The sequence below is a fragment of the Wujia sp. genome (assembly GCF_056872695.1).
In genome coordinates this window covers 541,920-563,207 of sequence record NZ_DBMFCD010000001.1, presented here as the reverse complement: position 1 = coordinate 563,207, position 21,288 = coordinate 541,920, and the positions used below count along the sequence as shown (strand labels likewise).

Annotated in this window: 17 protein-coding genes and 1 tRNA gene; 15 read left to right on the top strand and 3 right to left on the bottom strand. The window is 43.0% G+C overall.

What is annotated here, in order from left to right; translation table 11 throughout:
* Positions 1–22 precede the first annotated feature (22 nt).
* The 4 genes from ACZQK9_RS02530 to ACZQK9_RS02515 all read left to right on the top strand — a co-directional run bounded on the left by ACZQK9_RS02530 (position 23) and on the right by ACZQK9_RS02515 (position 7,153).
* Complete coding sequence (locus tag ACZQK9_RS02530; protein ID WP_483269503.1) at positions 23–583, top strand: transcription repressor NadR; 561 nt, start codon at positions 23–25, stop codon at positions 581–583.
* Between the two features lie 513 nt (positions 584–1,096).
* A complete protein-coding gene (locus ACZQK9_RS02525; protein WP_483269502.1) occupies positions 1,097–2,311 on the top strand; it encodes an NADP-dependent isocitrate dehydrogenase in 1,215 nt (404 codons plus the stop codon).
* Positions 2,308–5,442, top strand: a complete 3,135-nt coding sequence (locus tag ACZQK9_RS02520) for a tetratricopeptide repeat protein (RefSeq protein WP_483269501.1) — start codon at positions 2,308–2,310, stop codon at positions 5,440–5,442. Before ACZQK9_RS02525 ends, ACZQK9_RS02520 begins: the two co-directional genes overlap by 4 nt.
* 16 nt (positions 5,443–5,458) lie before the next feature.
* Complete coding sequence (locus tag ACZQK9_RS02515; RefSeq protein ID WP_483269500.1) at positions 5,459–7,153, top strand: Hsp70 family protein; 1,695 nt, start codon at positions 5,459–5,461, stop codon at positions 7,151–7,153.
* Between the two features lie 25 nt (positions 7,154–7,178).
* Here ACZQK9_RS02515 and ACZQK9_RS02510 read toward each other — a convergent pair whose 3' ends face one another.
* The gene (locus tag ACZQK9_RS02510; protein ID WP_483269499.1) at positions 7,179–8,246 is read right to left on the bottom strand and encodes a ribonuclease H-like domain-containing protein; all 1,068 of its coding nucleotides are present in this window, start codon (positions 8,244–8,246) and stop codon (positions 7,179–7,181) included.
* Positions 8,247–8,393: 147 nt separating this feature from the next.
* On the opposite strand from ACZQK9_RS02510, the gene ACZQK9_RS02505 reads away from it, so the two are divergent.
* The 10 genes from ACZQK9_RS02505 (at position 8,394) to ACZQK9_RS02460 (ending at position 17,774) form a co-directional block, all read left to right on the top strand.
* Positions 8,394–8,969, top strand: a complete 576-nt coding sequence (locus tag ACZQK9_RS02505; RefSeq protein ID WP_483269498.1) for a DivIVA domain-containing protein — start codon at positions 8,394–8,396, stop codon at positions 8,967–8,969.
* Between the two features lie 81 nt (positions 8,970–9,050).
* A complete protein-coding gene (ruvA, locus tag ACZQK9_RS02500; RefSeq protein WP_483269497.1) occupies positions 9,051–9,647 on the top strand; it encodes a Holliday junction branch migration protein RuvA in 597 nt (198 codons plus the stop codon).
* A 3-nt stretch (positions 9,648–9,650) separates the two neighbouring features.
* Complete coding sequence (ruvB, locus tag ACZQK9_RS02495; protein WP_178017301.1) at positions 9,651–10,661, top strand: Holliday junction branch migration DNA helicase RuvB; 1,011 nt, start codon at positions 9,651–9,653, stop codon at positions 10,659–10,661.
* A gap of 18 nt (positions 10,662–10,679) precedes the next feature.
* The gene (locus tag ACZQK9_RS02490; protein WP_021985472.1) at positions 10,680–11,084 is read left to right on the top strand and encodes a cell division protein ZapA; all 405 of its coding nucleotides are present in this window, start codon (positions 10,680–10,682) and stop codon (positions 11,082–11,084) included.
* Complete coding sequence (locus ACZQK9_RS02485; protein ID WP_483269496.1) at positions 11,077–13,446, top strand: peptidase U32 family protein; 2,370 nt, start codon at positions 11,077–11,079, stop codon at positions 13,444–13,446. Before ACZQK9_RS02490 ends, ACZQK9_RS02485 begins: the two co-directional genes overlap by 8 nt.
* Positions 13,446–14,876: an FtsW/RodA/SpoVE family cell cycle protein gene (locus ACZQK9_RS02480; RefSeq protein WP_178017299.1), complete on the top strand. Its 1,431-nt coding sequence runs from the start codon at positions 13,446–13,448 to the stop codon at positions 14,874–14,876. Before ACZQK9_RS02485 ends, ACZQK9_RS02480 begins: the two co-directional genes overlap by 1 nt.
* Positions 14,776–16,296 (top strand): penicillin-binding transpeptidase domain-containing protein, encoded by a 1,521-nt coding sequence (locus ACZQK9_RS02475; RefSeq protein ID WP_483269495.1) that lies wholly within the window; start codon positions 14,776–14,778, stop codon positions 16,294–16,296. The genes ACZQK9_RS02480 and ACZQK9_RS02475 overlap by 101 nt, the downstream gene beginning before the upstream one ends.
* 82 nt (positions 16,297–16,378) lie before the next feature.
* Positions 16,379–16,831, top strand: coding sequence for an NUDIX hydrolase (locus tag ACZQK9_RS02470; protein WP_021985476.1), 453 nt, complete (start codon positions 16,379–16,381; stop codon positions 16,829–16,831).
* Positions 16,832–16,837: 6 nt separating this feature from the next.
* Entirely contained in the window at positions 16,838–17,653 is an 816-nt protein-coding gene (locus ACZQK9_RS02465) for a class B sortase (protein WP_216507132.1), read from the top strand.
* Positions 17,654–17,690: 37 nt separating this feature from the next.
* Positions 17,691–17,774: transfer RNA gene (locus ACZQK9_RS02460), tRNA-Leu, on the top strand.
* A gap of 99 nt (positions 17,775–17,873) precedes the next feature.
* On the opposite strand, the gene sigE is transcribed toward ACZQK9_RS02460, so the two are convergent.
* Positions 17,874–18,578: an RNA polymerase sporulation sigma factor SigE gene (gene sigE, locus ACZQK9_RS02455; RefSeq protein WP_483269522.1), complete on the bottom strand. Its 705-nt coding sequence runs from the start codon at positions 18,576–18,578 to the stop codon at positions 17,874–17,876.
* Positions 18,579–18,598: 20 nt separating this feature from the next.
* Positions 18,599–19,468 carry a sigma-E processing peptidase SpoIIGA gene (locus ACZQK9_RS02450; RefSeq protein ID WP_483269494.1) on the bottom strand — a complete coding sequence of 290 codons (870 nt, stop codon included), beginning with the start codon at positions 19,466–19,468 and terminating at the stop codon, positions 18,599–18,601.
* A gap of 159 nt (positions 19,469–19,627) precedes the next feature.
* Here ACZQK9_RS02450 and ACZQK9_RS02445 point away from each other — a divergent pair, with 159 nt between their 5' ends.
* Positions 19,628–21,286 carry a S8 family serine peptidase gene (locus ACZQK9_RS02445; protein WP_483269493.1) on the top strand — a complete coding sequence of 553 codons (1,659 nt, stop codon included), beginning with the start codon at positions 19,628–19,630 and terminating at the stop codon, positions 21,284–21,286.
* The last annotated feature ends 2 nt before the right edge of the window (positions 21,287–21,288 follow it).

Here is a 21,288-nt window from a genome sequence, read left to right as displayed (position 1 = left end):
TTCAATCAAGGAGGAAACACAGATGGAGCAGATAATTTTATCCGGAGATGAGCGTAGAGAGAAGCTGCTTGCACTTTTGCTTCGCTCCGATGAACCTATATCCGGAGCTAAAATCGGAGAGATCTACCACGTCAGCCGTCAGGTAGTTGTGCAGGATATCGCCCTGCTTCGATCTAAGGGACATTCCATCCTGTCGACACCGCGTGGCTATGTATATGAAAAAGAAACAACCAATCAGAACAAACGGCGCATCGTGAAAGTGTGCCATTCAGACGAGCAGGCGGAGGAAGAATTAAGTACCATCGTCGATCTCGGCGGTGTTGTATTGGATGTGATGGTAAACCACCGAACATACGGAAAGGTGACGGCACCTTTAAATATCAAAAGCCGCCGTGACGTCCGCCGTTTTGTAGAGGACTTGAATGAAAGCAAATCCTCGCTTTTATCCAACACAACCTCCGGCTATCATTTTCACACAATCGAAGCCGAAAGCGAAGATATATTGAACGAAATTGAAGAAGCCCTCAAGGAAAAACACTTCCTCGTCGACTTCCTCGACTACGAAACCAATTTCCAGCAATAAATGAACCACTTGTAAGGTGAAATTTTTGAGGTAATTTACACAGATATTTATGTTTTTTTATAAATACACAATAAAATAAATCAATCTAGCAATTATTATAAAATGTGCTGTTTTCAAATAACTGCCAATATGTTACAATAACAATCGTGTATAACTTATAAGATAACGTAAATAGCGAATTGTATCCATTCAATTGTATATTGTATTGTCTGTAATTATTAATTTGTTTGCAGACCATTGGAACACGCTGGTACTTAATGAGCAAGCTATTATTTATATTTATAAGATAATTTCATCTTGCGAATTTAGTACCATTGCGTGTGGAAGTGAGCGAGGAGCCATCCATGGAACGAAGTTCCATTTAGGATGGATGGCGACGACTTATCACAGAGCGCAGCGATGTGATGTTACCCGTGCGCGTCTGCAAGCAATTATATAATTACAGACAACACTTAGATAACGTGCAGGATACAATTCGCAATCCACGCAATTAAAATCAGGAGGATAATTACAATGGCAAAAATTCAGATGAAGACTCCACTGGTAGAGATGGACGGAGATGAGATGACACGAATCCTTTGGAAGATTATCAAGGATGAATTGATCTACCCATTTATCGACTTAAAGTCCGAGTATTACGACCTTGGTCTGGAGTACAGAAATGAGACAAACGATAAGGTTACTTTTGATTCTGCATACGCAACACAGAAGTATGGTGTCGCAGTCAAGTGTGCAACGATCACACCAAATGCTGCACGTATGACAGAGTATAACCTGAAGGAAATGTGGAAGAGTCCAAACGGAACGATCCGTGCAATCTTAGACGGAACCGTATTCCGTGCACCAATCGTTGTCAAGGGAATTGAGCCATGCGTAAAGAACTGGAAGAAGCCAATCACAATCGCAAGACATGCTTATGGCGATGTCTATAAGAGCGTAGAGATTGATGTGCCGGGAGCCGGTACAGCAGAGCTTGTATTTACAGGCGAGGACGGACAGGTAATCAAGGAGACAATCCACAAGTTTGACGGCCCGGGTGTGATTCAGGGACAGCATAACATCGACAAGTCTATTGAAAGCTTTGCAAGAAGCTGTTTCAACTATGCGCTTGATACAAAGCAGACACTGTGGTTTGCAACAAAAGATACGATCTCCAAGAAATACGACCATACATTCAAGGATATCTTCCAGGAGATCTTCGACAAAGAATACAAAGAGAAATTTGACGCTGCCGGCATCGAGTATTTCTATACTCTGATTGATGATGCAGTTGCCCGTGTTATGAAGTCTGAGGGTGGATTTATCTGGGCTTGCAAGAACTATGATGGTGATGTTATGAGTGATATGATCTCGTCTGCATTCGGTTCTCTTGCCATGATGACATCCGTACTTGTATCTCCAGATGGAAAATACGAGTACGAGGCAGCACACGGAACTGTCCAGAGACATTATTACAAGCACTTAAAGGGCGAGGAGACATCGACGAACTCTGTTGCAACGATCTTCGCATGGACCGGTGCTTTGAGAAAGCGTGGCGAGCTTGACAATATTCCGGAGCTGATGGAATTTGCCGATAAGCTTGAGCAGGCGACAATCAAGACGATTGAAGACGGCAAGATGACAAAGGATCTTGCTCTTATCACAACAATGAAGGATGTCACTGTATTAAACAGCGAGAACTTCATCAAAGCAATCCGTGAAACACTTGAGGGAATGTTAGCTGAATGAATATATGGGATGTTCTGAAAATTGAACAGACGAAGGATAAAGACGCATTGAAGAAAGCCTATCGAATGCGTCTTTCTTCTGTCAATCCGGAAGATGATCCGGAAGGGTTTATGGAGCTTCGGAAAGCCTATGAGGAGGCAGTGCACCTTGCCGATCAGACGGAGGAGGAATTCGACGTTGCCGTTCCAGACACACCGGAGCAGCAAATGCTTGCTTCATTAGAGGCTCTATATGATGATTATGCCCGTCGTATCAATCCAGATGAATGGCTTGCACTCTTTAATTCCGATTATTTTGTATCGCTCGACACAAGTGAGGATGCATTGTATGTACTGTTGCGGTTCCTGATGAATCATGTGCTGGTTCCGAAAAAGGTATGGAAATGCATCGTCGGATATTTTGATCTTGAAGGGCGCAGAAGCGAGCTTGCAGAACAGTTCCCGGCAAATTACCTGGACTATATCACGAACAATGCGACCTATGAGGATATCATCAATTATGAGGCGTTTGAGCATGCAGAGATCACAACCTCCGCAACGATCGATGCCTATATCCGTGATTATATTGAATTAGATCATATGGTGCGCAGCCAGGCTCTGAAAGAAGCCGAAGAGAAAATCCGGCAGATAAAGGAAAAATATTATATTTCCAATGTATATATCAAGCTCGAAGAGCTGCGTATCCGTCTGCAGACCTGCCGACTGGAATTTTCTGAATATATTCAGACATCCATGACGGAAGAAGAACAAAAAAAACAGGATCTGGATGCATTATATGCCAAAAGGTATGCTTCCGTATTTGCAGCGATCCGTGTGGAAGCGGAAGATATTTCTGCAAGATATCCGGAAGATATTACATTGCTTCATTTTTGTGGGGATGTCTGTATTTTAAGCAATGATCTAGAACAGGCAGAACAGTATTTTAATCGTTCCAAAGCATTGGAACCACAGAATTATCTTATGCGCGCCAAACAGGCAGAACTCGCATTTCGCAAAGGTAATTACAAAGAAGCCAGAGATGGCTATATGAATCTGCTCAAGGAAAATCATTATGATGATTCTGTCCGCATCGGTATGGTGCGTGCCAATCAGATGATGATTCAGGAAAATCTGGAGAAGCTAAAGAAAGATCCGGACGATATACAGGCAAAGATGGATATTGGCTGGAGCTATTACCAAAGCTACCAGTTTCAGGACGCCATCCTATTTCTGACCGGATTCCAGCCGGAAGCTGATCGTAAATTTGAATACTATAATGTTCTTGGACGCTGTTATCTTGGCATCCGTGATTATGAACACGCCAAGCAATGCTTTCTTGTGTGGAAGGACCTGATTGAACAGCTCCCGGAGGAAGATACAAGTGCAGAGACCGAAAAAAAGCGTGTCCGCTATCCGTATGTGAACTTCCTGATTGCGGATTGTTATATGAAGACAGAGGATTATGAGAATGCCAGACGTCATCTGGAAATTGCATTATCCAGAGAACATGAGGAGATTATTCTTTCTTATGAGGCGGATTGTGAATTAAAATTTCTGACCGGACAATATACCGATTGTCTGCGTGCCTGTGAGCGCTTGTTAGAACGGGATTCACACGATTATGTGGCGTATCTGTTCAAGGCGAAAGCCTGCAAAGCACTGAATTATTTTCAGGAAGCCTATAATGCCTGTGAACAGGCAATTAATCTGTATCCGTATCTGGCACAGCCATATGCGTTAGAAGCAAGTCTTTTTATCCGTTCGCAGCAATATGAGCAGGCACAGGATACGATCAAACGATTTGATGCATTTGGAAATGAGAGCGACAGCATTGATTATTACCGGGCAAGGTTATCCATGCTGGATAACAAGATTGACCCGGCCATCCGGCAGCTTAAAGCTATTGTCAGTCGTTCGGATGAAAAAACATCCGATATGGAGCATTTTGAAGATGTCAATATGCTTTTAGCACTTTGTTACCGCTATAAAGGCATGTACGATCAGGCGCTCGAGCAGTTTGAGCTGGTAAAAAAACAAAATGCGAAGTATCCCTTGATTGATATGTATATAGGTTCTTCCTATACAAAACTCGGAAAAATCAAACAGGCATTGGCGGCGCTTGATACACAGCTTGCAACACAGGCAACCGCGCAGGTTTACAACGAGCGTGCAATCGTATACAGCCTGATGGGCGAATACAAAAAAGCGGTTCGGGATTATCAGGCAGCACTACAGTTAGAACCGGACAATTATTTTGCATATCTTCGTATTGGCATGATACAGGAGCTTCACAAAAGCTACAAAGCCGCAGCTGATGCATACCGGAAAGCATATGAGGTTTCAGAGACCGATACCGAGCAACACAGTGAGAGCATGCAGAGCTTAGCACGTGTCTATCAGTGCATGAACTGGTTTTCCGAAAGCAAAAAGCTCTATACCGATTATAAGAAGCAATATGAATGGAATGCAGATATTGCCTACGATTATGCCGTACTGCTTGTACGGATGGATGCGTCGAAGGATGCGATTGCCGAGCTGCTTCCTTTCGTGGATGATTCAGCCTGTGCAAGAAAATTACTTGATATCTATGGGGATGCCGGTTTTATTGATCTGGCACATGAAACCTTTGAATATATCATAAGCAGAGATCCGGAGGATTACCGGGTGTATGGTGCAATGGGGGATATCTTCCGTGAACATGGCATGTATGCGGACGCAAAGCCATTATATGAGCGGGCGATTGCGCTTGACACAGACAAAGAAGCCAATTATTATAGTGAATGGTTGGAATGTATGATCCAGTTAAAGGAATTACGCAGTTTTAAGAAAAACAATGCGATATCGAATGCAGCTGCTGACTATTCAAAGCAACAGCTTCAGACACCACCGCAGTATATCAAGATGGCTCGATTTGCACGTCTTTCCAAAAACTACAAAGAATGTAAGGACTGGTTAGAGCAGGGGCTGCATGCCCGCCGTTGTCACGGCTGCTTCTATGGTGTGTGTCACCGGATTTTATATGAAAAAGCACTGCTATACGAGCAACAGCGCAACTATGCGATGGTGCGCAGCATGTATGAGGAAGCAATCCGGGTATGTGGACAGAATCCTTTCTATGAGGCATGTCTGAAACGGATCAAAGATAAAAAATAAGAAATTAGGTTTAAAGATGATAGTAGGAATTGATTTAGGAACGACAAACAGTTTAATTGCATATTTTGATGGCGACCATGCTAAGGTCATCCCCAACCGCCTGGGTGAGAATCTGACACCTTCGGTTGTTAGCGTAGATGCGGATGGGATTGTCTATGTCGGCAAGACAGCAAAAGAACGTAAGATGCTGTACCCTGATCAGACGGCGGATGTGTTTAAGCGTAACATAGGAAGCTCCAAGGTATTTATGCTTGGAACCCGCAAATTCTCTGCGGAAGAGCTTTCCAGCCTTGTATTAAAATCACTGAAGGAAGATGCAGAGCATTATCTTGGCTGCACGGTTGAGGAGGCTGTCATCAGTGTACCTGCGTATTTCAACGATGCCCAGAGAAAGGCGACAAAAAAAGCAGGAGAGCTTGCCGGATTTGTAGTGGAACGTATTGTCAGTGAGCCGACTGCTGCAGCGATTGCCTATGGCTTGGATAAGAAAAACGCGGATACGAAGTTTCTTGTGTTTGACCTGGGTGGTGGTACCTTTGATGTGTCCATCCTAGAGCTTTATCAAAATATCATGGAAGTGCGTGCAGTAGCCGGAGATAACTTCCTTGGTGGAGAAGATTTTACGACTGTACTGGAACAGATGTTTCTCCGGGAACATGAAATCAACGAGGATACCCTCGATCAGAAAACCCGAGCTCATATCCACAAGCAGGCGGAGCTTTGCAAGCTTGGCTTTGCAGATGCAAAGACATCCGTTATGAAATGTAATATCAACGGAGACATCGTGGAGAGTGAGATTGATATCGATGATTATGAAAAATCCTGTCAGGTACTGCTAGGACGTATCCGTAAACCGATCGAGCGAAGCCTGAAGGATGCAAATATCAAGCTTAAGGATATCGAGGAAGTGATTCTGGTTGGCGGGTCGACAAAGCTCTCCATCGTGCGCCGGTTCGTGAGCCGTCTGTTCGGACGTCTGCCGAATACAAGCATCAATCCGGACGAGGTGGTTGCTGTCGGTGCCGCAACACAGGCAGCAATGAAAGAGCGGAACGAGGCAGTCAAGGAGATTATTTTAACGGATGTCTGTCCATTTACACTTGGTACGGAGGTTGTATCTCGCAGAACCGGCGGCGTATTTGAAGCCGGTCATTATCTGCCTTTGATCGAGCGAAATTCTGTGATTCCGGTCAGCCATACCGAGCGTCTCTATACAGTCAGTGACAGGCAGACACGGATCAAGGTTGATATCCTGCAGGGTGAGAGCCGTCTGGCAGCAAATAACGTCTACCTTGGCAGCATTGAGGTAATGGTTCCTCCGGCACCGGCAGGCGAAGAATGTGTCGATGTCACATACACCTACGATGTCAACTCTATCTTAGAAGTAATTGTGAAAGTAATCTCAACGAATACAGAAAAACGTCTTGTAATAAAAAACGAGGAAACAGACCTGACCAACGAGGAGATTGATGCAAGATTCGAAGAACTTTCTTCCCTGAAGATTCATCCACGGGAACAGGAGGCAAATAAATTATTGCTGCTACGTGCCGATCGTATGTATGAGGAATCCATCGGAGATACCCGCAAGCTTCTTGAACATGAGATCAATCAGTTTGAAGATGTATTGAATAAGCAGAATCCTTCAGAAATCAGCAGTGCGAGAGAAGCCTTCAAGGAATTCCTCGACAACATGGAAGATGATTTATTCTAAAATACAAAAGAAAAGGGCTGACGCTTTAAGATAGCGCCAGCCTTATTATATGCCGTGCATATGCATGCAACAAATCCAAATCCTGCAAAAAAGAATCTGTGAGCTCAATAAAAGATTCTTTGTCGTTATAGTTCCGTTTGTATCCGGATAGAATACCATCATCTAATTGCGAAATAAAATAACCGTTTTTGCGCAGATAACAAGTTTCCTTCTTTGCCGGCTCCCGGTAGTTTTTATCCACATAGTTTGCCACACTTTTGTGAACTGCCATATCCTCTGCGGGAAGATAGTAGTAATCCCTGTAATTATCAAAGAAAAACTTCAATTCCTCTGTATAGATCGGAGCATTGATCGTTGCTTCTTTCTGGAATCCGGTGATAATGATGTCCTGTATCCCGATTGTCAACCGCTTCGGAAGCGGATATTCAAGCTCCAGAGAAAAAAGCAGACGGTTCTGACGCACAGACATCTTGCGGACAAGCAGACATCCGGCTTTTAATCTGCAATAAGCAAGCATACCTGTACAATCCAGAAGACCTTCGAGATCTTCGTAATTATGCTGTAACAACAACTGTTTATTTGTTTTCACCGGAAGCTTTATATAATCCTGATATACTTTGATCAGATCTCCACCGGAATATTTATCCAGTCGATGGATACCTAAAAAACGTTCCACGCTTTTCTGTTTCATATTTTCCATATGCAGAGATTCCTTCAGAAATCGGATCTGCTTGTAAAGGTCAATACTTTCCTTATCTGCAAGCGTATTTTCCATCTGGTAAGCGGCTGCCTTTTTTGTGATATATGGAATATCAAATCCATCCCCATTGTAAGTAACGATATATTTATATTTCTTTGCGAACGAAAGAAATTGTTCCAGTATGTCTGATTCGGATCTGCCGTCCTGATTGAACCACTGACAGATTTTCCATTTCGAATGCTCATAATAGGCGCATCCAATCAGATACAGCACGGTGTATTCTGCTGTGAAACCGGTCGTTTCAATATCAAAAATCAGTAAATCTTCCGAAGGATAGAAATGTTCTATGGTCTGAAATTTACTCTGGTGTGCTTCGTTTATAATTTTCTCCATAGGTACCTCCTTTCCGATAATTCCCGACAACTTTTTCTAAATTGGTTTAAATTATAGCATAAATACCATAGAAGTAAAGAAAATGCTTGTATTTTTTGGGCATTATGATATAATTTTAGCTAAAGTATGATGTACGGAGGAGATAGAATGTTACGACCAGACGATATTAGATCAACATCTTTTAAGAAAGGCTTATTTGGTTACAAAGCCGCAGAAGTTGACAGCTTTAAAGACACTGTATTCAGAGCGTACAGCGACCTTTCCAAAGACTATGAGGAAACAAAGGACAAATTTGATAAACTCACAAAGGCAATGGAAGATACAAGACTGAAGTTGTTTGAACTGGAGAACAAGCTTCAGCAGGCTGAAAATGTATCATCCGATGCCGGTGAAAGCGTAGAGGCAAAGAAGCGTGCAGATCAGATTATCAAGAACGCAGAGGCAACTGCTGCTGATATTATTGCAAAGGCGAAGGCACAGAGCGAGAAACTGGAAAACACAGCAAAACCAAAGGCAGAAGCTCCAAAGGCAGAGCCAGAAAAAGCAAAGGAATCTGCTTCTTCTAAATTCTTTAAGAAAGCAGATGAGGATGTACATACTGCTGCAACAAGCAACGAAGATGATGACGAGATTTTTGTTGGTGAAATTGAAGATGCAAGAAAACCAGATCGCATGATGATCGGAGATGGCGAAGAAGAGGACGAGGGCTTCGAATTCTTATAAGCTTACAGACAATCGGCGTAGAGAAAAGACAGGGAGTTGTCGTATTGTTGCGACAGCTCCTTTCATTGTTAGGAGAAGAACATGCTTGCATATATTAAAGGAACCGTTACAGAAATCGGAACCGATGAAATTATCGTTGAGACAGGAGGCATCGGTTTTTCCGTATTTACCTCGTCTCAGACTTCCGCAAAACTTACGAAAAACCAACAGGCAACTATTTACACCCATTTAAATGTGCGGGAAGATGACATGAGCCTGTTTGGATTTTTATCGAAAGAGGAACGATCTGTTTTCCGTATGCTGATCAATGTCAGTGGTGTGGGGCCGAAGAGTGCCCTGTCCATCTTATCCTGTCTGTCTGTGGATGAGCTCCGGATGGCTGTTTTATCAGACGATCACAAAGCAATTGCAAAGGCAAACGGAATCGGTCCAAAGACAGCGCAGCGGCTCGTGATTGAACTGCGTGACAAGTTTCATCTGGAAGATGTACTTGGAGAGTATGAGGAAGTTTCTCCGGCAGCATCCGCTCCAGAGGATGTTGTTTCAGAAACGGCAATGGCATTGAGCAGTCTCGGTTATTCCAATGTTGAGGCTTTACGTGCTATCAAGAAAGTGCCGGACAGTGAAACGATGACCGTCGAACAATTATTAAAAGCAGCATTAAAACACATTATATAGACTATGGAGAAAAAAATGGAACGAATCATTCAGGCAGATATCATTCCTGAGGATGATAAAATTGAACAGGGATTACGTCCAAATCATCTGTCCGAATACATCGGACAGGAAAAAGCCAAAAAGAACCTGCGTGTATTTATCGAAGCAGCAAAAAAAAGAGGCGAGCCTCTGGATCATGTTTTGCTCTATGGTCCTCCGGGACTCGGTAAGACAACGCTGGCATCCATTGTTGCATCGGAGATGGGGGTAAATCTCAAGATTACATCCGGACCGGCTATCGATAAACCGGGAGATCTTGCTGCAATCTTAAATAATTTATCCGAAAATGACGTTTTATTCATCGATGAAATCCACCGTCTGAATAAACAGGTAGAAGAAGTTCTGTACCCGGCCATGGAGGATTTTGCGATTGATATCGTGATAGGCAAGGGCGCCGGAGCCCGTTCGATCCGGTTAGATCTTCCCAAATTCACATTGGTTGGAGCCACTACACGGGCGGGGATGCTGACTGCACCTCTTCGAGACCGCTTTGGTGTCGTAAACCGTCTGGAATTCTACAACGTAACGGAGCTGATGCAGATTATTCTTCGGTCTGCCTCCGTATTCGGCGTCCATATCGACGACGAAGGTGCCCTGGAAATCGCCAAACGCTCAAGAGGTACACCGCGACTTGCGAACCGTTTATTAAAACGTGTCCGCGATTTTGCACAGGTAGAGGGGGACGGTTCCATTGATTACGAAGTTGCAAAAACCGCACTGGACAGACTGGAAGTCGATTCTATGGGACTCGATAACACAGACCGGAATATTTTAGAGACAATGATCCATAAATTCGGCGGTGGACCGGTTGGCTTAGATACGCTGGCTGCAGCGATTGGTGAGGATTCCGGAACCTTAGAAGAGGTGTATGAACCATATTTGATAAAAAATGGCTTTATAAATCGCACGCCGCGTGGTAGAATTGTAACGGAACATTGTTACCGGCATTTTGGATTGGAAAATCTGATAGAATAACAAAGGAGATATAGGAATATGGCAAATAAAGTAGATATCCCGGTTGTCATCAACGGGAAGGTATATACATTAAGCGGATATGAAGGGGAAGATTATCTTCAGAATGTTGCAACTTATATCAACGGCAAGATTGCAGAATGCAAAACATCTGATCAGTATCGCCGTATGAATACCGAGTATCAGGGAATTTTGCTTGCTTTAAATATTGCCGATGACTATTTCAAGGCGAAAAATCAGGCAGATTCGATGGTGACCGAAGACAGCAACAAGGAACAGCAGTTATATGATCTTCGTCACGAGGTGATTGAATCACAGATCAAACTCGAAAGCTCTGCTCGTATGATTGAAGAATACAAAGAGCAGATCAATGCATTACAAAGAAAGATTATTCAGTTAGAGGCAGAGAAAAACCGAAATGAATAACAAAACCTCCAAAATTGAAGTACTTGCACCTTGTGGTTCGTATGAAATTTTAGTTGCCGCTGTACACGCAGGCGCAGATGCCTGCTATATTGGCGGCAATTCTTTTGGTGCAAGGGCATATGCGACAAATTTTGATCAGGATACGATTCAAAAAGCAGTGACCTATGCACACTTACATGGTGTGAAAGTATATTTAACTGTCAATACACTGTTAAAGCAGGCGGAATTACCTGCATTATACGATTATATCAAACCATTTTATGAGATTGGCGGAGACGCCCTGATCATTCAGGATCTCGGTGTTTTTTCTTATGTCAAAAAACAGTTTCCGGACATTGCAATCCATTGCAGCACACAAATGAATATTACATCTGCTTACGGTGCAGCCTTAATGAAAGCACAGGGAGCTTCCCGCGTGGTAACTGCACGGGAGATGTCTTTGGCAGAAATCCGCACGATAAAGGAACAGGTGGATATTGAGGTTGAGACATTTGTACATGGTGCAATGTGTTACTCTTACAGTGGGCAATGCCTGATGAGTTCTCTTGCAGGTGGCAGAAGCGGAAATCGCGGACGCTGTGCCCAGCCTTGCCGCAAGTGTTATAATAACAGCTATTTATTGTCCATGAAAGATATGTGTGCGTTATCATTGATTCCGGAGCTGATTGAGGCCGGCATTGATTCATTAAAGATTGAAGGCCGTATGAAAAATGCATATTATGTTGCTTCCACTGTGCATGCGTACCGTACGATAGCCGACGATTATCTGCAAGGAAAATTCGATAAGAAAAAGGCGGAGGATTTGACATTCGAACTGGCAAACATTTATAATCGTGGCGGATTCTCTGATGGATATTTCTTCCGGCATAACGGAGCCGATATGATATCGAAAACGCGTCCAAACAACCAGGGCGTTGCGGTTGGCAGACTGGAACGCATTGAAAATGGAACCATCACCCTTAAGCTTACAGAAGCTGTCTTCCGGCAGGATGTGCTGGAATTATCGACAAAATCCGGTGAAATTGTAGAAATCACTTCCTCGAAAGAAGGAAATGCAGGGCAGTATCTGACATTAAATTGTCCAAAGACAAAGCAATTACAAAAAGAGCAGCTTGTATATCGCACTAAATGTCCAAAGATCCTGCAGCATGTGCAGGAGGACTATATCGATCAATATAAAAAGCTTCCAATCACGATTGCTGTCTCTGCAAGAATCGGAGAACCACTTTCTGCATCCATAAGCTTAAAGCTAAACTCCAAAACTTATACAGCAACTTTGACAGATATGCAGGTGGAGCCAAGCCGGCAGGGTGAAACATCCGAAGACGCAATAAAAAAACCGTTTGCACAGCTTGGAAATACAGAATATGCATTAGAGACCTTTCAATGCACCTTTGATTCCAATGCCTTTTTACCAAACGGCGTATTGAAAAAACTGAGACGTTCCCTGCTTACTGCGATGGAGACAATTATCGAAAAAACGCATGCACGTGTTGCACCGGTTGAGCTTCCATGGGATTCTGTATACGAAATGTACACATCCGTGAAGGATACAGATATATCAGAGGCTGCCGGCGATACGCTGATCTTGGGCATATCCACAATGGAACAACTATATGTTACATTAGAAGAACTCCCACACATGGCATCCAACGTAACTGGCATAACAATACCGGTTTCCATGTATGATCAATGCAGGGATATGGTTCCGGATTCTATCCGGATTTATGTAGAATTACCACATATCATCCACGATAACAGTTCTCTGGATTTGCAAGAATCCGGAATCCGTGGTATATATATTAGAAATATAGATGCACTGGCAATCGTTACCAGTCAGACACTTCCGGAGGATTGCCATATTTTATGTGATGCGAGCTTGTATTGCTATAACCGTCTGGCACATGGATTTATCAGACAGTTTTTCGGTGACCGCATGGTTACATTTCTGACACCACGCGAATTAAAGCTTGAAGAACTTGACGATATCTCCAATGAAGCTTTATGTCTGACGCTTTATGAATACCAGCCGGTGATGCTTACGGCAAACTGTCTGCAAAAGACGCAATATGGCTGTAAAAAAGAAGATACGGTATTAGCTGTAACGGACGAAATGGGAAACCGGTTTTATGCCGGCACGAACTGTCAGATGTGCTACAATGTTATTTACAACAAAGTGCCATACTCTATATTAGATAAATATAAAACGCCTGCATTCTCAAGGCTGCATTCCAAAGGCTATATGGTTCATTTTACAATCGAGCCAGAAACACGTGTACGACAGATTCTTCGTACATTTGCCGGAGACACTGCGGATATCGGAGAGAAGACAAGCGGACATTTATACCGAGGTGTATTGTAATGATCAATATTATTTGTGAAGTATCCAAGTACCTTGTACTGCTTTTTATGGTACTTTATACGGTGAAATGCTTTTCTGTGCTCTCGTCAAAAAACGAAGAGCAAAAGCGGAAGAAATTGAATAAACAGATCGGATATGTGTTTGTCATCCATTTTCTATGTTATCTGATCCTGTATTTGCGGCTGGGGCAGTTAAAGATTCTGATTTTTTATGCTGCACAGATTTTTGTTGCTATCCTGTATATGGTTTTGTATCACAGCATATATAAGGATTCTTCCCGTCTTTTGACAAACAACGCGGCATTTCTGCTATTGATTGGTTACACAATGCTGACACGTCTGAATTTCAATCTGGCTGTGAAGCAGTTTATCTTTGCAACCGTCGGACTTGTTATTACCGCATTTATACCGTATATCATGCTCAAATGGAAAAAAATGAAAGACTGCGGTGTTTTATACGGAGTCATTGGCCTGATTTTCCTGCTTACCGTATTCATTCCAGGACTCGGAAGTGAGAAGTACGGTTCGAGAAACTGGATTCAGATTGGTAGTCTTTCCATACAGCCTATGGAGTTTGTTAAGATTTTATTTGTATTCTTTGTTGCATCTATGCTGGTCAAGGCAAGCACATTTAAGGAGCTTTTTGTAAATGCAATTATTTCAGCTGCATTCATGGGCGTTCTGGTTTTGGAAAAGGATCTGGGAGCAGCTGTGATTTTCTACATAACCTATGTATTGATGGTATATGTGGCAACCTCACGACCGGTATTTTTAGTCGGAGGAATCTCACTTGGCGCGGGTGCCGTCATGCTTGGATACGCGCTGTTTAAAAACTCTCTGTTCCAGCATGTCATGGTCCGTGTTCATGCATGGCAGAATCCATTTGCCGATATTGACGGTGGCGGATATCAGCTTGCCCAGTCACTTTTTGCAATCGGAACCGGTGGCTATGCAGGCTCCGGCTTGACACAGGGTGCGGCAGGAAGTATCCCGGTCAGTGAAAGCGATTTCATCTTTTCCGCAATCTGCGAGGAGTTAGGCGTTATATTCGGACTGGCTATGATTTTAGTTATTGTAAGTATTTTTATATCTTTTGCCAATGTGGCAATGAAATGCAAAGAGCCGTTTTACAAATATGTGGCACTTGGTTTTTCAAGCATCTATATTGTTCAGTGCTTCTTAAACCTTGGAGGAGTAACGAAGTTCATACCATCTACTGGTGTGACACTTCCACTTGTAAGCTATGGTGTCAGTTCTGTATTAAGTACCCTGATCATATTTGCAGTTGCACAGGGGGTATATGTAATAAGTAGTAGTGAGGCAGTGAAATATGAGCGAGAAAAAGAAAAAGCAAGACAGAAACTCCGCGAACAGGAATCAGCCGTTAACACCGGAAGAAGAGTTGATCGCGAAGGAAAAACAGCGAATTAAAAAGAACAAGATCAAGAACCGGCCAATCATTGTTATCACCTATATGATGGTAACATTGTTTGTCGGCATGATTGCCTATGTCATTTATTTCATGCAGTTTAAGGCGGAAACCGTAATTGCAAACTCCAGAAATGTACGACAGGATTCTTTTGCACGTACTGTCGAACGAGGCGACATCATTACAAGCGATGGAGTTGTGATTGCAACAAGTGAGACGGACGAAGCCGGGAATACCAACCGTTCGTACCCATACAGCAACATGTTTTCACATCTGGTCGGATACGATGAGTACGGCAAAGCCGGATTGGAGCTTGCAGGTAATTTTTATATGCTTCGTTCCCATATCAATATATTTGAACGGGTTTACCGGGAACTCAAAGAAGTAAAAAACCGCGGGGATAATGTCATTACAACTGTCGACTATGATTTGCAGGCGGCTGCCTACAATGCGCTTGGCAGCTGTAAGGGAGCAGTTGTAGCGATTGAACCATCCACCGGTAAAATCCTCTGTATGGTTTCAAAGCCGGATTATGATCCAAACGATATCGAAAATGTCTGGAGTTATCTGCAGACAGAGGAAGGATCTGAAAGTACGATTCTTTTGAATCGTGCCACACAGGGACTCTATGCTCCCGGTTCTACCTTTAAGGTTGTATCCTTACTGGAATTTATTCGTGAAAATCCGTCTACCTATGGAAGCTATCAGTTTCATTGCGACGGAGATTCCATCTTCTCCGGAGTTGGAATCCGGTGCAGCAACAATAAAGCCCACGGAGATTTGTCTTTAGCCGATGCCCTTGCATATTCCTGCAATGTCAGCTTTGCAACAATTGGTGAAACTTTGGACAAAGGATCTTACCGTTCCACCGCTGAGGAACTGTTGTTTAACAAGAATCTGCCATATGATGGTGTATATAATTCTTCCCAGTTTAAGATTTCCGCAGATTCGCCGGATGACGCAATCCCGCAGACTGTAATCGGACAGGGAGACACAAAGATTACACCGTTGCATAACGCCATGATCATGTCTGCAATTGCAAATGACGGTGTGTTGATGAAGCCATATACAATTGATTCGATTGAAAATGATGACGGTGCAAAAATCAAAACCTTTCACCCAAAGGAAGCCGGTACTCTGATGACAGCAGACGAAGCCAATGTTCTGACCGATTACATGAAAGGTGTCTGCGAATATGGAACCGGATCCGGTTATTTTTCCGGACTTTCTTATCAGGTAACCGGTAAGACAGGTACAGCAGAATTTGATAACGAAGGAAACTGCAACTCCTGGTTTGTCGGATTCTCCAACCCGGATGATCCGGATATTGTCGTCTGTGCAATCACAGAACAGTCTAATGTGACCGGGGTTACAGGTGCCTGGGTTGCCAGACAGGTGTTTGATGCATACTACAGCAAATAGTTTGCCTTGCGGCATCCTATAGAATCTGCTATAATAAATTCAATTTTGGGACACACCAATGGAATAAGCAGGAGGAATTGCAATGATAGAAGCAACAAGCTGTGGTGGTGTGGTAATCTTTCGAGGAAAAATCCTGTTGTTATATAAGAATTACAGGAATAAATACGAAGGCTGGGTTCTTCCGAAAGGAACCGTTGAAGAGGGCGAGCAGCACAACGAAACTGCACTTCGGGAAGTCAAAGAAGAAACCGGCGTGAGCGCACAGATTATCAAATACGTTGGAAAAAGCAACTATACGTTTAACACCTCTTATGATGTCGTAAACAAGGATGTACACTGGTATCTGATGATGGCGGACAGCTATTACAGCAAGCCACAGAGGGAAGAATATTTTATGGATTCCGGGTACTATAAGTATCACGAAGCCTATCACTTATTAAAATTTCCAAACGAAAAACAGATATTAGATCAGGCTTATGAGGAATATACCGCTTTGAAGCAGAATAATCTGTGGGGAAGCAAAAAATATTTTTAATGAATTATGAAGAAGAGAAAACGTATCTTATATAATTTATGTCTGGCCGTATTGATCTGTATTTTTCTTGGTTCTGCAGGGTATCTTGCGTATTATTTTCTACAGAGCAAGAAAAGCGAAGATCAGTTTCAGGAGCTGGAAGCAATGATTGATACTCCGGTCGGAGAAGAGGAGGTTGTCTACGTGGCAACCGCCGGTGATGCAGAACCCGGATTGGAATTCGTAGATATCAACGGAACCCATGTCCAGAAATCCTTTGCTTCCCTGTATCGTAAAAATCAGGATTTTATCGGCTGGTTATCCATAGAGGATACGAACATTGATTATCCGGTTATGCAGACTCCGGAGGATGAAGAATATTATATCCATCGGGATTTCTATGGAGCGTACAGCAATGCCGGCACGCTGTTTGTCGATCTGGACAGTAATGTACAAAAACCTTCGGACAATATAATAATATACGGACACAATATGAAAACCGGGAAAATGTTTCACGACCTGCTGAAATATGAGGATGAAGCATTTTATAAAAATCACAAATATATTCAGTTCGATACCATATATGGGAATGGAACGTATGAGGTAATTGCAGCTTTCCGCACCCACATATTAGCAGAAGGGGAAGAGGGCTTCCGTTATTACCAGTTTTTCAATGCGGAAGATAAAACCGCGTTTAACCAGTATGTTTCCGGATGCAAAGCATTAACCGGATATTCGGTTGAAACTAGGGCGTCTTACGGAGATTCGCTGCTTACATTATCAACCTGCGCCTATCATACAGACAACGGAAGATTTGTTGTGGTTGCGAAAAAAATCAATTGACATTAGACGTATAATGTGATATATTATCAACTGTTCCGCCGGTGTGTCGGAATTGGCAGACGAGGCAGACTCAAAATCTGTTGATGACAACATCGTGCGGGTTCAAGTCCCGCCACCGGCATTGAATGAAAATGCGAGAGTCCTTATAACTTAAGGATTCCCGCATTTTTTGTAATTAGAATCATTATTGGTGTGCACAAAATGTGCAAAGTTCTAAATCTCATCCAAGCCGGATCATTTCTTTTCGTAACCGCCGGATGATTTTTTTCTCCAATCTTGAAATGTAAGACTGCGAGATTCCAAGTAAATCCGCAACTTCCTTTTGTGTCATTTCCTCATCATCATGACCGATTCCATAACGAAGCTCAATAATCGTGCGCTCCCGATCACTCAGGATATCCATTGCCTGCTCCAGTAGATTCAGATCCACCTCATCTTCAATATCCTTATAGACCAGATCTTCCTCCGTTCCAAGAATATCCGATAGCAGCAGTTCATTTCCATCCCAGTCGACATTCAACGGTTCATCAATGGATACCTCTGTTTTGATACGTGAATTCCGTCGCAGGTGCATCAAAATTTCATTTTCAATGCATCGGCTGGCATAGGTGGCTAATTTAATATTTTTGTCGGATTTGAAGGTATTGATGGCTTTGATCAGTCCAATCGTGCCAATCGAAATCAAATCCTCCACGCCAACACCGGTATTGTCAAATTTCTTGGCAATATAAACAACCAGGCGCAGGTTGTGCTCAATCAACGTCTGCCTCGCCTCCAGAACATCATCATCCAGATGTGTTAAAAGCAAGGTTTCCTCCTCTGTCGAGAGTGGTGCCGGAAGGATCTCTGCGCCTCCGATATAATGAACTTCATTTTTTGGAAATAAAAGATAATTCGCAATACTTTTGATATTAAAGCGAATCATATTGTTGCTGACGATGCTAATCATGCTGGTTCCTCCTTCATAGGTTGTAATTTTTCATGTAGTAATACTTCATACTGATTTCCCAAAAACACGTCCCGGCTGATTCCTGCTGTCACAGAAAAAAAACGTGTCTGTTCCTTTTCATACAAAAGTTCAGGAACCATGATTGCCGGCATCATGGAAAACCGGCTTCCAATTGTGTGATAAGGAATCGGGAAAAAATGAAGATTTCCGGTTCCGTTTATCTGCAAATACGGAAATTTTCCGGTTCTATGATACTGTTCCAGGTTTTCATAGCTTTGTTCTGGCAGATAATTTTTCAACAAACGATAATTTATAATAATTGCAGGTTTTCCGGTATATGGATTTTGTAACCGGTTTCCGGTATCCACAAATGCGTGCGCACATATTTTAGCACCAGGAAGGATCAGTGCTACCTGATATGTATGTTTTCTTTGCTGTTTCCGGTCATAAATCATCCGCCCGATACGACAGGTCAGAACAGAAAAGGTACAGCACATATAAAACCATGGATTGTGCAGGGCATACTCATTCCGTATATAAAAAATCTGCATCATCCCGGCAAACCAGATACAGCAGGCAAGCACAACCACTCCTGTTACTAACATGGATGTATGAAGTCTGCAGGATTTTGTAAAAAAATATGTCATAAAAAAGTAGCTTGTGGCATATATTATGTAATAGAGAGTACATCTTGATATCGTTATCAAAAAAATACCTGTTGATAAAGCTGCCATAAGAATCGACCAGCTCAGCGTGCGAAAGATTCTTATGGTATGCCCAAGAATTGTCTGTATCATAAAAAGGAGTGCTAACTGGATCAGCACATGATACACGAACAATACATCGGCATAAACAATGTATGTCATATTCACCTCCTTTACTTGTTCGTGTGTATTATATAGAATTACTTCTGAAAACTATGTCGCATTTCGTATTTTGATTTCGTAAAATTCCAAGTATATTCGACATTCCCGTTCGACTGTATTTCACATAATTATAAATAAAATAGAGAATAGGAGAGAATTATGGATAGTGTTGTCAGTTCAAAGGATAAGATCAGTACCGGCCTTTCACTCGTTCTGAGTCAGGAAAACGATGGATCACAAACCGCAATATCCGACAGACAATATACAATTATTCTCCGGTATCTCGGCAGTTTCCCTGACATTCAGAGTCAAACTGCCATTTCGATGATTCCACTTTTAAATGGGTTTGCAGTTGGAACCGCAGCAAAGGAAGCCATCCTGCAGATGGCCGCACAGCCGCAGATTCTTTATATTGATATCACACACCAGATGGAATACGAACAGGCGGTCTCTGTAAATAGCCGGATCTCTGCATGTTTTCCAATGTATGATAAAACAGAACAACTTCTGCGTGGAAACGGCGTGCTTGTCGGTATTATCGATTCCGGTATTGACCTTTCCCATCCGGCATTTCTTCGCGAAGATGGAACATATCGGATTCGTTCATACTGGAATCAGGCACAATCCGGCAATTCCCCGGAGCCATATGGTTTTGGCACCCAATACTCCGAGGCACAGCTTGGTACAGTCATGCAGCGCAATATTTCTTCCTTCCCCCTGGATACAAGCGGACATGGCACCGCAGTTGCAAGCATTGTTGCCGCACTCAGTCCGGATGCAGATATAATTGGTGTTGCAACCCTTCCGAATACAGCTGCATTTTTATGTGCGGTGGATTATGTTGTGCGTTACGCCATGCAGCAGACATTGCCTCTGGTATTAAATTTAAGTTACGGCAATAATTATGGCGATCATCAGGGAAATGCAATCGTGGAACTTTATCTGGAAACATTACGTGCCAACGGTAAAATCACAATCGTAACCGGAACAGGAAATGAGGGGAATACCGGGCGCCACCGCTACATAGAAGGAAATATGCTGCAGCATATCGGCTTTTTAGTCGGAGAGAGCTTGCAGATCTTTAATTTACAGCTCTGGTTTGCATGGGGCTTCCGGTTTCTGTTTCGATTTAATTCCCCTTCCGGAAACACCTCCGCATATTATGATTCTGACAGACAGGGGTATTTTTATCAGGAATTATCCAACACATCAAAAATATCGGTACAGATCGGACTTCCTTCACCATACAATGTGAATCGTGAAATATTTATTCAATTTCAGGGGAATCCAATCCCTTACGGATATTGGGATCTTACAATCATTCCCTATCAGAATCAGTCCTATCAGATTCATGCCTGGCTTCCGGTTGCCGCCTCCACACCGGCAGTTGTAGAATTTGAAATTCCGACTTCTGAACTTTCTTTAACAGTTCCTTCTTCCCTGTCAAGCGTGATCAGTGTCGGTGCCTATAACCAGATGCAACTGAGTCTTGCGCCATTTTCCGGAAAAGGTGGTGGCAATGTGCAAAAACCGGATGTCATTGCCCCCGGTGTCGATATCCTTGTTGCAAATGCAGGTGGTGGCTACACCTTGCGAAGCGGTACTTCCTTTGCAACACCATTTGTCTCTGCAGCAGCAGCCAATCTGATGCAATGGGGGATCACAGATGGGAACGATCCTTTTCTATACGGGGAACGGCTCAAAGCATATCTGACTGCCGCCGCAAATCCTTTACCCGGCAGAAATCAGGTTCCGAACTTTTCGGAAGGGTGGGGCAGACTCTGCGCCAATGCGAGTGTTCCGGAAAGCACAATCTAGGG

What these genes read in the sequence shown, in the direction of transcription:
- ruvB (WP_178017301.1), top strand. Translation starts at nt 9,651, where the DNA reads ATGGAGAAAAAAATGGAACGAATCATTCAGGCAGATATCATTCCTGAG.
- ACZQK9_RS02480 (WP_178017299.1), top strand. Translation starts at nt 13,446, where the DNA reads ATGATCAATATTATTTGTGAAGTATCCAAGTACCTTGTACTGCTTTTT.
- ACZQK9_RS02520 (WP_483269501.1), top strand. Translation starts at nt 2,308, where the DNA reads ATGAATATATGGGATGTTCTGAAAATTGAACAGACGAAGGATAAAGAC.
- ACZQK9_RS02510 (WP_483269499.1), bottom strand. Translation starts at nt 8,246, where the DNA reads ATGGAGAAAATTATAAACGAAGCACACCAGAGTAAATTTCAGACCATA.
- ACZQK9_RS02475 (WP_483269495.1), top strand. Translation starts at nt 14,776, where the DNA reads ATGAGCGAGAAAAAGAAAAAGCAAGACAGAAACTCCGCGAACAGGAAT.
- ACZQK9_RS02505 (WP_483269498.1), top strand. Translation starts at nt 8,394, where the DNA reads ATGTTACGACCAGACGATATTAGATCAACATCTTTTAAGAAAGGCTTA.
- ACZQK9_RS02450 (WP_483269494.1), bottom strand. Translation starts at nt 19,468, where the DNA reads ATGACATACATTGTTTATGCCGATGTATTGTTCGTGTATCATGTGCTG.
- ACZQK9_RS02490 (WP_021985472.1), top strand. Translation starts at nt 10,680, where the DNA reads ATGGCAAATAAAGTAGATATCCCGGTTGTCATCAACGGGAAGGTATAT.
- ACZQK9_RS02470 (WP_021985476.1), top strand. Translation starts at nt 16,379, where the DNA reads ATGATAGAAGCAACAAGCTGTGGTGGTGTGGTAATCTTTCGAGGAAAA.
- ACZQK9_RS02525 (WP_483269502.1), top strand. Translation starts at nt 1,097, where the DNA reads ATGGCAAAAATTCAGATGAAGACTCCACTGGTAGAGATGGACGGAGAT.
- ACZQK9_RS02445 (WP_483269493.1), top strand. Translation starts at nt 19,628, where the DNA reads ATGGATAGTGTTGTCAGTTCAAAGGATAAGATCAGTACCGGCCTTTCA.
- ruvA (WP_483269497.1), top strand. Translation starts at nt 9,051, where the DNA reads ATGCTTGCATATATTAAAGGAACCGTTACAGAAATCGGAACCGATGAA.
- sigE (WP_483269522.1), bottom strand. Translation starts at nt 18,578, where the DNA reads ATGATTCGCTTTAATATCAAAAGTATTGCGAATTATCTTTTATTTCCA.
- ACZQK9_RS02515 (WP_483269500.1), top strand. Translation starts at nt 5,459, where the DNA reads ATGATAGTAGGAATTGATTTAGGAACGACAAACAGTTTAATTGCATAT.
- ACZQK9_RS02465 (WP_216507132.1), top strand. Translation starts at nt 16,838, where the DNA reads ATGAAGAAGAGAAAACGTATCTTATATAATTTATGTCTGGCCGTATTG.
- ACZQK9_RS02485 (WP_483269496.1), top strand. Translation starts at nt 11,077, where the DNA reads ATGAATAACAAAACCTCCAAAATTGAAGTACTTGCACCTTGTGGTTCG.
- ACZQK9_RS02530 (WP_483269503.1), top strand. Translation starts at nt 23, where the DNA reads ATGGAGCAGATAATTTTATCCGGAGATGAGCGTAGAGAGAAGCTGCTT.